This is a genomic window from Acinetobacter sp. ANC 4910 (assembly GCF_004331035.1).
GTDB lineage: Bacteria > Pseudomonadota > Gammaproteobacteria > Pseudomonadales > Moraxellaceae > Acinetobacter.
Map to the genome: position 1 here is coordinate 279,876 of NZ_SJNT01000002.1, position 10,212 is coordinate 290,087.

8 protein-coding genes and 1 rRNA gene are annotated in these 10,212 nt (G+C 38.8%); 1 reads left to right on the plus strand and 8 read right to left on the minus strand.

Annotated features, from left to right (window positions below):
* Window positions 1-153: 153 nt before the first annotated feature.
* Entirely contained in the window at window positions 154-1,491 is a 1,338-nt protein-coding gene (gene pabB, locus E0H82_RS03175; protein WP_131262957.1) for an aminodeoxychorismate synthase component I, read from the plus strand.
* Here the strand turns inward: pabB and hisC are convergent.
* From hisC to rrf, 8 genes are all read right to left on the minus strand, one after another.
* The gene (gene hisC, locus E0H82_RS03180; RefSeq protein ID WP_131262958.1) at window positions 1,488-2,579 is read right to left on the minus strand and encodes a histidinol-phosphate transaminase; all 1,092 of its coding nucleotides are present in this window, start codon (window positions 2,577-2,579) and stop codon (window positions 1,488-1,490) included. The genes pabB and hisC overlap by 4 nt on opposite strands.
* Before the next feature lie 158 nt (window positions 2,580-2,737).
* Window positions 2,738-4,039 (minus strand): histidinol dehydrogenase, encoded by a 1,302-nt coding sequence (hisD, locus tag E0H82_RS03185; protein WP_165492915.1) that lies wholly within the window; start codon window positions 4,037-4,039, stop codon window positions 2,738-2,740.
* An 867-nt stretch (window positions 4,040-4,906) separates the two neighbouring features.
* Window positions 4,907-5,608, minus strand: coding sequence for an ATP phosphoribosyltransferase (hisG, locus tag E0H82_RS03190; RefSeq protein WP_116762818.1), 702 nt, complete (start codon window positions 5,606-5,608; stop codon window positions 4,907-4,909).
* Window positions 5,605-6,864 carry a UDP-N-acetylglucosamine 1-carboxyvinyltransferase gene (gene murA / locus E0H82_RS03195; protein ID WP_131262960.1) on the minus strand — a complete coding sequence of 420 codons (1,260 nt, stop codon included), beginning with the start codon at window positions 6,862-6,864 and terminating at the stop codon, window positions 5,605-5,607. Before murA ends, hisG begins: the two co-directional genes overlap by 4 nt.
* Window positions 6,865-6,870: 6 nt before the next feature.
* Window positions 6,871-7,122 carry a BolA family iron metabolism protein IbaG gene (gene ibaG / locus E0H82_RS03200; RefSeq protein ID WP_131262961.1) on the minus strand — a complete coding sequence of 84 codons (252 nt, stop codon included), beginning with the start codon at window positions 7,120-7,122 and terminating at the stop codon, window positions 6,871-6,873.
* Between the two features lie 140 nt (window positions 7,123-7,262).
* Window positions 7,263-7,595 carry a ribosome hibernation-promoting factor, HPF/YfiA family gene (gene hpf, locus E0H82_RS03205; RefSeq protein WP_131262962.1) on the minus strand — a complete coding sequence of 111 codons (333 nt, stop codon included), beginning with the start codon at window positions 7,593-7,595 and terminating at the stop codon, window positions 7,263-7,265.
* Between the two features lie 168 nt (window positions 7,596-7,763).
* Window positions 7,764-9,215, minus strand: a complete 1,452-nt coding sequence (locus E0H82_RS03210) for an RNA polymerase factor sigma-54 (RefSeq protein ID WP_131262963.1) — start codon at window positions 9,213-9,215, stop codon at window positions 7,764-7,766.
* Window positions 9,216-10,051: 836 nt separating this feature from the next.
* Window positions 10,052-10,166: ribosomal RNA gene (rrf, locus tag E0H82_RS03215) — 5S ribosomal RNA — on the minus strand.
* Window positions 10,167-10,212: the final 46 nt, after the last annotated feature.

Consider the following 10,212-nt stretch of genomic DNA (forward strand, 5'->3'; position numbering starts at 1 on the left):
GTTGGCACCCATAACGTTATAGGTCTGCTATTTTTTGTTCAACTGCTGTTGGTCGTAATGTGAATCTTGCCGACAAACGGTATTTACTGTGTTGTTTCCTTCACATTCGAGTAAAATATAGAATATAGTTTTGATGCCAGCTTTATTAAGCATATGACCAGCCCTGCTCTTTTCCAAAATGTGATTTGTGATCAACCTGTTAATGTTCAGGAAATTCTTTCATATCTCGATGATCTTCCACATTTAATTTATTTAAAAAACAATCAAAGCCCGGTCATTTCTTTTCTTCCATGTCAATTTGAATGTGTAAAAAATGGCGTCCGTCAAACTTATCAAAGAACACAACTTGACCAATATATCCCCATTGAATCTAGTTTAAGTTTTAAACAGTTCGAAAATAATCAATCCAATTCTGATGGCTTTCAGGGCGGATTCATGGGCTTCATCAGTTATGATTTTGCCAGTGCACAACATGTGAAGGTTCACTCAAAAGATCAACCTAGTTTTTGGCTTGGTTTATTTCAAACTTATTTAAAATTTCAGGATGATGTTTGGTATTTTTATAGTGATGAGCCAGAAGCTGAACAAATTTTCACATTCATTCAGAACAAATTAGAATCGACATCTAATGTCACTCCATTACAGCTGACTCAAAGCTGTCAAGCACGTTGGAATAAGCAACAATATCAACATGCTTTTACACAGGTACAAGAATATATTAAAGCGGGAGACTGCTATCAAATTAACCTGACCCAAGAATTTAAAGGACAAGCTGAAGGGCGTTTACTTTCTGTGGCACAAGAGTTCTGGCAGTTAACTGATGCACCTTATTCAGGTTATTTAAAAACTGAAGACTTCGAATTACTGAGCTGCTCTCCTGAGCTGTTTATCGAATTTTTAGCAGAAAAAAAACTGGTGACTAAACCAATTAAAGGCACTATGCCACGTTATGCAGATGCAGAGCGCGATGCACAATCTAAACACCAATTGCAACACTCGTCTAAAGATCAGGCTGAAAATGTCATGATTGTAGATTTGTTACGTAATGATTTAAGTGTTTATGCAGAAACAGGGACGGTTAAAACACCAAAATTATTTGAAATTGAATCATTTAATCAAGTTCATCACATGGTCAGTGAAGTCACAGCAACCCTGAAACCCAATGTCAAAGCTTTAGATGTATTGTTGGCAGCGCTACCTGGTGGCTCAATTACAGGCGCACCCAAAATTCGTGCCATGCAAATTATTGAAGAGTTAGAAGGCGCGCCACGTGGTGCATATTGTGGATCATTAGGTTATTTTAATTTTGATGGCACAGGTTCATGGAATATTTTGATTCGCTCTATTCAGAAATATCAACAGGATATTTCTCTATGGGCGGGCGGCGGAGTCACCATTGCCTCTGACTGCGATGCTGAATACCAAGAATGTTTTGATAAAGTTTCTGCCATGCTAGATTTACTCAACACATGGCAGAAGCCGCAATCTTAAGCCAGAATATCTTGCTTTAACGTTTCAACCAAACGTTGATTTTGCTCATCGGTACCAATGGTAATACGCAAGAATTGATTAATGCGTGGCTTATTGAAATAACGCACAATAATGCCACATGCACGTAATTCAGCTGCCAATTCACCCGCATCTTTATTGGGTAAAGATGCAAAAATGAAGTTGGCTTTAGACGGCAATATCACAAAACCAATCGCTTGTAGCTCATTGACCAATTTTTCACGGCTGCGAATGACCTTTTCACATTGCTGTTCAAAATACGCCTGATCTTCAAAAGAAGCTACGGCTGCAGCAATCGCAAAACGATCGATTGGATAAGAATTAAAGCTATTTTTCACCGCTTCGAGTGCTGCAATTAAATGCGGCTGTGCAATCGCAAAACCAACACGTAAACCAGCCAATGAACGAGACTTGGATGTGGTTTGGCAAACCACCAAGTTCTCATACTTTTCCACTAATTTAACCGCAGATTCAGCGCCAAAATCGACATAAGCTTCATCAATCACCACCACCGAATCTGGATTAGCTTGTAAGACTTCCTCAATCGCTTCCAACCCTAAAGCAATACTGGTTGGCGCGTTCGGATTGGTGATAATAATGCCACCATTGGCTTGCTTATAGTCATCTACCACAATTTCAAAAGCATCATTCAAAGGTAAAACTTGTGTTTGAACCCCAAAGAACTGACTATAAACAGGATAAAAACTATAGGTAATATCAGGATAAAGGATGGGTTTATCTTGGACAAAAAAAGCCTTAAAGATATGTGCCAAAACTTCGTCTGAACCATTCCCGACAAAAACATTCGCGACATCAATCTGCTGCTGTTTAGCAATTGCTTGCTTTAATGCAGAAGCATCAGGATCTGGATATAAACGTAAGGCATCCGCAGAATCTACTAGTACCGCTTGTACAGCTTCTACCACCTTAGGAGATGGCGGATATGGGTTTTCATTGGTATTTAATTTTAATAAATTTTGAATTTTGGGTTGCTCACCTGGTACATACGGTTCTAATTCACGTACTTCAGGACTCCAAAAACGCATTTGTGCTGGACTAATATTTGACATTTTATTTCTCTATATTTCCTTTCCTAAGCTCTCTTACGCTTCGCCTTAAAGAAATCCTTTAAGCTTACTCAGCGAGAGGAATTTACGCCTCGTTATTGATTTCATCGAGGCGTTCCCTCTCCTTTTAGGAGAGGTTTAGGAAGAGGTTTTAAAATAATTTATTGATAACGATAACGTGCTGAGCGGGCATGGGCATCTAAACTCTCTTGCTGCGCCAAGATATCTGCCGTTTTCGCCAGAGGTTTTACCCCTGCTTGAGAGCACATAATCAAACTTGAACGCTTTTGAAAATCATACACACCGAGTGGCGATGAAAAACGCGCCGTACCCGAAGTCGGTAACACGTGATTCGGGCCTGCACAGTAATCACCAATCGCTTCAGGTGTATATCGCCCCATAAAAATCGCGCCGGCATGGCGAATCTCTTCAGCCATTTCCTGTGCTTCATCCAAGCAAAGCTCTAAATGCTCTGGTGCAACCTGATTAATTAAATCAATCGCTTCTTGACGGTCTTTGACCAAGACCAAAGCTCCTCGATTTGCAATTGAAGTCCGTGCAATTTCTGCTTTGGGTAATACTGCTAAATGCTCTTCTACCGCTTGGGCAACATCATTCAGTAATTGTTCATCAGGTGTAATGAAAATGGCTTGAGCGACGGTATCATGCTCGGCTTGAGACAATACATCCATAGCGAGCCATTTCGCATCATTTTCACCCTCAGCATACACCAAAATTTCTGAAGGACCTGCAATCATGTCAATGCCAACTTGACCAAACACCGCACGTTTCGCAGCAGCGACAAAACGGTTACCTGGCCCAGTGATTTTATCTACACATGGAACCGTTTCTGTACCATAAGCCAAGGCAGCAACTGCTTGTGCTCCCCCAATAGTAAATACACGCGTTACACCAGCCAAATAAGCCGCGGCTAATACCAATGGATTCAACTCACCATTCGGTGCTGGAACCACCATAATAATTTCAGGTACACCCGCCACATGAGCTGGCACAGCATTCATCAATACAGAAGATGGATATGACGCCAAGCCTCCAGGTACATAAATACCAACGCGATCTAAAGGCGTAACTTTTTGACCTAAGGTATTGCCCAAAGCATCCACATAGGTCCAACCCTCTTGTTTTTGCGCTTGGTGAAATTCACGAATACGTTCTGCGGCAAACTCCAGTGCTTCACGCACTTCCGAGTTTAAACCCTCAAATGCAGCTTTTAGTTCAGTTTGGGTCAGTTCTAGATCTGAAAATTGATGCGCTGGATGTCGATCGAATTGTTGGGTAAGTTTAAGAACATGGGCATCACCATGCTGACGAACATCAGCAATGATTTGGTCTACAGTTTTTAAAAGTTCAGGATCACTTACAGTTTCAAAAGCTAACAAGTCTGCAAAAGTCTGCTTGAAGTTTTGATCTTGAGTCGATAAACGTCGCATCAATTTACCCACAAGGTTTGAATTGGAAAGCGTTAGTTTACCTTGTTTCCATGAGGTTGTGGGCAAGATAACATCAGCATTTCAACTTAGCCCCATCGGAAATGACTTTCATCAATATAAAAATACTGGATTAGGTGTTCACATCAAGATGATTCCAATCACCATCACGCTGTATCAACCCATTTAAAGCCCCGTGCACATGACAGATGAGAAATCCTCTAGCCATCTGCCTTTTCAATCTCACCTTATACATGCCTAGTCATAACAAGAGATCGAATCAACCTCATCAACTAGCTTTTTAATATTTAAAAGTTTGAGACAAGCCATACCCGCTTCAAACGTTTTACATGCATAAATAAATTAAATCACAACAATAACAATCTGCAATGTCTATAGAAAATTTATGCTTTGCTCGCACTCAATACGCATAATATTGTCTCATAAGCTTCGTGTTTCCAGATAATATAAAAACTATCTACACAGAGGCAGCCCGATTGATCATGGCCAGTTTGTTTGAGATTAAATCAGCTTCAACATCAATTTTTGTAATCGATCTATTCACGCTTTATCGTCAAACCGCCAAAATAAGAAACAAATGCTATCCTACATTTTTACAATCTGTTCGGCTGATCGCGGCTTAATTTCATCAGCAACTTCAATAAAAGACAATTCATCGATATAAGGGAAATTGGGTAATTTTGAAATAAATGGTTGTTTTCTTTGTTATAGGATTTTCAGTATGCACACCTCTATTTTTAAATGATACCTTGAGATTTAAGCCTTGTTAGATGATCTAGCCTGTCATTTATACAACCTTATTTTCTTCGATTAAAAAATAAAAAAACCGCCCTAAAGGGCGGTTTTATCAAGTTTGTCAAATTAAGCTTGTTTTGCTTTTTGACGTTCTTCAACAGCTATTTCTAACTGTGCAAGAATCGGATTTAACAAGGCTTGCTTACGCTTAAAACTTGCTTTGTTCACGATTAAGCGGGAAGACACTTTACAAATTTCGTCCAATGGTTCTAAGCCGTTGGCACGTAGAGTATTTCCAGTGTCCACTACATCGACAATGTAATCACCTAAACCAACTAAAGGTGCCAGCTCCATAGAACCATACAGCTTAATCACATCAACTTGCTCACCTAAGCTGGCATAGTATTGACGCGTTAAATTGACATATTTGGTCGCAATTTTCAAACGCCCTTTCGGACGCTCCATGCCAACCTTGCCTGCGGTCATCAATTTACAGTTCGCAATTTTAAGATCCAATGGTTCATAGACATTTTGTGCCCCATGTTCCATTAAAACATCCTTACCTGCCACACCTAAATCTGCTGCACCATTTTCAACATAAGTCGGAACATCAGAAGCGCGTAAAATTAAAATACGGACTTGCTTATGTGTAGTTGGGAAAATCAATTTACGTGATTTATCAGGATCTTCGAGTAAATTAATACCCGCTGTTTCAAGTAAGGGTAAAGTTTCCTTGAGAATACGCCCCTTACTCAATGCCAATGTTAAACCATGATCAAAATTACCCATTACATTGAAATTAGGATCATCGTTTCTCATGTCACTCATGCACTTACTCGCTTAATTTGAGCACCTAAACCTTGTAATTTTGCTTCAACATCTTCATAACCGCGATCAATATGATAAATACGGTCAATCAACGTTTCACCTTCAGCAGCCAATGCAGCTAAGACCAAAGAGAATGATGCACGTAAATCTGTTGCCATCACGGGTGCAGCAGAAAGCTTCTCGACACCTGTTACAATTGCATCATTTCCTTCAACTTCAATATTTGCCCCCATACGAGACAACTCAGGCACATGCATAAAACGGTTTTCAAAAATCGTTTCTGAAATGGTCGCAAAACCACGACCGATCACGTTTACAGCCATAAGCTGTGCTTGCATATCCGTCGGAAACTCAGGATGAGGAAGCGTACGGAAGCTCACTGCTTTTGGACGTTTACCCAACATATCCAACTCAATCCAATCGTCACCACGAGTCACTTCCGCGCCCATTTCTTCAAATTTTTCCAGTACTGACTCCATTAAAGTTGGATCAGTATGCGTGGTCTTGACACGACCACCCGTAATCGCAGCGGCAGCTAAATATGAACCTGTTTCAATACGATCGGCTACAACGGCATATTCACAACCATGTAAACTTTCAACACCTGTTACTACAAGCGTATCCGTATCCAAACCTTCAATTTTTGCGCCCATCTTGATTAACATTTTCGCAAGATCGGTAATTTCAGGTTCACGTGCAGCATTACGAATGGTCGTTACACCTTCCGCGAGCGCAGCTGCCATTAAAATATTCTCTGTTCCACCCACAGTCACCATGTCAAAAACGACTTCACCACCTTTTAGGCGACCATCAACTTTGGCATGTACGTAACCATTTTCAACTTCAATCTCAGCACCTAATGCTTCAAGCGCTTTTAAGTGTTGGTCTACTGGACGTGAACCAATTGCACAACCACCTGGTAAAGAAACTTTAGCACTACCATAACGTGCAACCAAAGGACCAAGCACTAAAATTGAAGCGCGCATGGTTTTAACCAATTCATAAGGGGCAAATTGGTTATCTAAAGTTGAGGTATCTGCAGTAACCGTATCACCTTCATAGGTCATTTGAATACCTAAACCAGCAATCAATTGCACCAGAGTATTCACGTCTTTTAAATGCGGTACATTGGTCAATTTGATCGGTGAATCCGCCAAAATCATGGCTGCAAGCAACGGCAATGCCGCATTTTTTGCACCCGAAATTCGAACTTCACCTTCGAGCTTAACGCCACCTTGAATCAAAAATTTATCCATTAATTTTTAAGCTCCAAAAAGGCTAGCTTTGCGCCATTCTTCTTTTGTCATTGCGCGAATGGTCACAGCATGAACTTCACCACTTGCGATGTAAGAGTTCAGCGGAGTATAAACAGTCTGTTGACGTGCAACAGGACGTTTTCCTTCAAACTGATCATCAACAATTCGGAGGTCAAACTTGCCCGCTTGCCCACTAACTGCAACTTCAGCTTCAGGAAAAGCAGTTTTTAAAATTTCAGTGAGCTGTTCACTATTCATGACAAAGACCTCTATACAGGACCAATGGTGTAAAACCCGCCATTTTACTATAAATCAGGAAAAATAATGCACTCATCGCACAATTTTTTATATATAAAAAAAGGAGGTTTATCACAAACCTCCCTAGATTAAAATCAAGATCAAGCTAAAAGTGGAGTATGCTCCATCTGCAATTCTCGATGTTTATGTAATTGTCGTTTTAATTTTTCTGTCAATTTTTTAATCGAAGTGTACATATCATCTGCCGTGGCCTGTGCAAACAATTCAATTCCAGGTAAACGAATAATCGCTTCAGCTATATGGTTCGCACTACCTTTTTTTGAATGTTTATCAATTTGATGATCCTTTGACAGCTTCACCTGCATACTATTGACTTGATCTAAATGCTTCGTCATTTCAGCAAATTTTTCACGAATATTTTCTTCAATTGCAGGGGTGATAGTTAAATGATGACCACGAATTGTTATTTGCATAATTCTATCCCTCACCTTCTTTTAGGATTAGCAAAGGTACAGCCGAAATGTTTCACAGCCAGAAAAGAATCTGCACAATCTGATCAAATCATTTCAACTATCCTTTAAAATAAAAAGAGATTCATTATTTCGTAATAATGAATCTCTAGAATAATCATACTTTAAATTTTAGATCAAGACTTTTCGCTCAGAAGAAGACGGAATGTGTAACGACTCACGATACTTTGCGACCGTACGCCGTGCCACATCAATTCCCTCATCCTTCAACATATTGGCAATCGCATTATCAGACAAAGGCTTACGCGTATTTTCTTCTGCAATCATTTTCTTAATTTTCGCACGAATTGCTGTGGAAGATGCTTCCCCACCCGACGTTGTACCGACGTGACTTGAGAAAAAATATTTCAATTCAAATAGCCCACGTGGCGTCAACATATACTTATTGGTTGTCACCCGCGAAACAGTTGACTCATGTAACTCAACTTCTTCTGCAATATCACGCAGCACCAAAGGCTTCATCCCTTCAGCACCGATCTCAAGAAATGTTTTTTGATGTTCGACAATACAAGAGGCCACTTTCAATAAGGTTTTATGACGCTCATCTACACTTTTAATAAAATTCTTGGCTTCCAACATTTGATTACGCAAATATTGATTTTCATCACTTTGATCAGCTCGACGGATCATGCTGGCATAAAATGAATTTACTCTTAATTTAGGCATCACATCAGGATTCAATTGAACTTGCCAATGATCATTGCGTTTCATGACCACAACATCAGGAATTTGGTAATCAGAATCTTTATCTTCAAACTCAAGTCCTGGGTGTGCTTTTAATGTTTTTAATAAATTCACCGCAGATTTGAGTTGATCCGTATTTAGCCCTGTCTGTTTGAGCAGTTTTGCAAGCTCGTTCGAAATTAACAACTCATAATGTTTAAGTAAAATCATCGCTTCATGACGATAAGTTGTTTGAGCAGGTAAACTTTCCAGTTGAACCATTAAGCATTCAGCCAGATTTCTAGAACCAATTCCAATTGGATCAAGACGTTGAATGTATTTTAAAACTACAATGACTTCGTCATCTTCTATGACTTCATCATAATCCATAGACGCTAAAAGGTGTTGAGCTGATGTGGTAATTTCTGAAATTTCGACATCCAAAAACCCCTTATCATCCAATGAGTCAATAATACAGTAGGCAATTAAACGATCAACTTGAGAAAAATGAAGCAAATTAATTTGTTCGAGCATATGCTCTTTTAAGCCGATGTGACCTTGGCGGTTATCCTCTCGTTCCTCAAATTCAGGACTGCCCAAACTGGTTGATTGGTGAGTATAAACATCATCCCAATCCGTATCCACAGGCAAGTCATCGGGTAAATGATCTGCATTTAATTCATTGGTTAAATCACTATTCTCATGCTCTTTTTCTAAGCTTGATAAACTTTCGACACTATTTTGTTCTTCTACTTTTTCTAATAATGGGTTACTGTCGAGTTGAATCTGAATCTCTTGTTCCAACTCTAAACTAGACAATTGAAGCAACCGAATGGCTTGTTGCAACTGAGGAGTCAACGACAATGAGTTCGCAACTTTAAGTCCAACCGATAACTTCATATAATCCTACTCATTATTAATCATTAAATATAAGCAATTTTTATGCCGATTAATATTTTTATAGCATAGTTTTAGTAAAAGTCATACAAAATTTTGCTGCACTTAAGTTCACCGATAATTTTATGTTATCTCAGAGCTAATCATTTATTCTTAAATCACGAATCATTTGATCATATTAATATCCCCCAATAACCCATATGATAAAAATAATGGACCAACATGATTATATGTTGTTAAAACTCTTCCCTGTAAATTATGGAATACGAATGATCGAACAATATAATTTAAGCATCTTTAGAGTTAAAGATATGTTCCCGTCAGTCCTAATGCAAAACTTTTCTATTCTTTATTATTTTTACAAGAATTATCCGCATGTAAATATTTCCTTAATTTTTTATGCAGTAGAATAGATTGATTTTTATTAAGAATATTTTCAAAATTTCTATAATGAGACCAATTTCTACACTCGACCTTTAGATTGTTGCACTGACAACAACAAAATTGCTAAAAAATCAAAGTTCACCTTACGCAAATCACTAGAACTGAATTAGCTTTAAAATCTTTTGAATAATTAAATTTTTGGTCAGCTTAAGCACGATATGCATATATTAAGTTTTATTTAGAGCTACTGTAATGTAAAGTCATTATTTTCCTAAAAGAAATAAGCTAATCTCACCACACTATTACAATAAGGCCTTCAACAGGATCGACCTCAACTTATATTTCTTATCATTGGAGAGTTTTATTATAGAATGGGCAAATAAATTTACTCTTATTTTATAATGTGTAATAAAGAAACACCCCCTAACGTTGGTTAGGGGGTGTTTAGAATAATGAGCTGGCGATGACTTACTCTCACATGGGTAACCCCACACTACCATCAGCGCTAAGAGGTTTCACTTCTGAGTTCGGGAAGGGATCAGGTGGTTCACTCTTGCTATTGTCGCCAGCACAACTGTTTATGACTATTCGTTATGGTCTTATTTACACAGCGTGT

Coding starts and splice junctions, on each gene's coding strand:
- pabB (WP_131262957.1), top strand. CDS start 154: ATGACCAGCCCTGCTCTTTTCCAAAATGTGATTTGTGATCAACCTGTT.
- hisC (WP_131262958.1), bottom strand. CDS start 2,579: ATGTCAAATATTAGTCCAGCACAAATGCGTTTTTGGAGTCCTGAAGTA.
- hisG (WP_116762818.1), bottom strand. CDS start 5,608: ATGAGTGACATGAGAAACGATGATCCTAATTTCAATGTAATGGGTAAT.
- murA (WP_131262960.1), bottom strand. CDS start 6,864: ATGGATAAATTTTTGATTCAAGGTGGCGTTAAGCTCGAAGGTGAAGTT.
- ibaG (WP_131262961.1), bottom strand. CDS start 7,122: ATGAATAGTGAACAGCTCACTGAAATTTTAAAAACTGCTTTTCCTGAA.
- hpf (WP_131262962.1), bottom strand. CDS start 7,595: ATGCAAATAACAATTCGTGGTCATCATTTAACTATCACCCCTGCAATT.
- E0H82_RS03210 (WP_131262963.1), bottom strand. CDS start 9,215: ATGAAGTTATCGGTTGGACTTAAAGTTGCGAACTCATTGTCGTTGACT.